The organism is Melaminivora alkalimesophila (assembly GCF_000282995.1).
In the GTDB taxonomy this organism is placed as follows: Bacteria; Pseudomonadota; Gammaproteobacteria; order Burkholderiales; family Burkholderiaceae_C; genus Melaminivora; species Melaminivora alkalimesophila.
Genome location: NZ_ALEE01000809.1, coordinates 1 through 849 on the forward strand (window position 1 = coordinate 1; position 849 = coordinate 849).

Consider the following 849-nt stretch of genomic DNA (forward strand, 5'->3'; position numbering starts at 1 on the left):
AGCGGCCGCTGCGCCTGCGCCACCAGGAGAAGGTGTACCCACTGGCGGTGCGCGAGCAGGGTGCGGGCACGCTGCAGTTGCGCGGCACCCACCCTGCGAGCGGTGAACCGCTGGCCGCCACCGCCCGCCTCACAGCGTTGCCGTGCGGCAGAGTGATGGTCACGCTGCAGGGCGAGGGCGCCCAGGAGGATTGGCGCGCGCGCAGCGTGCGCGTGGGTGCGCGGCGCTGGCACTGGCAGGCGGGCGCCGTGGAGGGCTGGGTGGAGGATGCTTCGCTGGAGCCGAGCGTGCGTGCCGGAGCAGAGGGTGCCGGTGGCGAGCTGCGCGCGCCCTTCAATGGCCGGGTCGTGGCACTGGCTGCCGGGCCGGGCGAGCAGCTGGCCGCGGGCGATACCGTGGTGGTCATCGAATCCATGAAGCTCGAACACAGCCTCGGCGTGCCCACGGCAGCCACCGTGGCCGAGCTGCTGGTGGCGGTGGGCCAGCAGGTGGCGCCGGGCCAGGTGCTGGCGCGCCTCGCCCCGGCCGGCACGGCAGAGCCTGCCCCCGCCACACGCCCCGAGGAGGCCGCCGCATGAGCGCCACCACCCTGCAGCTGCACGACGCCGAGCGCGAGGCGCTGACCGACACCATCACCCGCTTTGCCAGAAGCGAGATCGCCCCGCACGCCGATGCCTGGGACAGCGCCGGCGAATTCCCGCGCCAGCTGTACCGCCGCGCAGCCGAGCTGGGCCTGCTGGGCCTGGGCTACCCCGAGGAGTACGGCGGCACGCCGGTGAGCTACGCCATGCGCGTGCCGCTGTGGCGCGCGCTCAGCCGCCACGGCGCCAGCGGCGGCGTGCTGGCCAG

Annotated in this window: 2 protein-coding genes; both read left to right on the forward strand. The window is 75.1% G+C overall.

Annotation, left to right across the window (positions count from 1 at the left end; genetic code table 11):
• Positions 1-578: acyl-CoA carboxylase biotin carboxyl carrier protein subunit (locus tag A612_RS15545; protein ID WP_040437196.1), on the forward strand; the 578-nt coding region annotated here is incomplete at its 5' end.
• Positions 575-849, forward strand: a 275-nt coding sequence (locus A612_RS15550) for an acyl-CoA dehydrogenase family protein (protein WP_040437197.1), incomplete at its 3' end; no start/stop codon positions are given. The genes A612_RS15545 and A612_RS15550, both read left to right, overlap by 4 nt.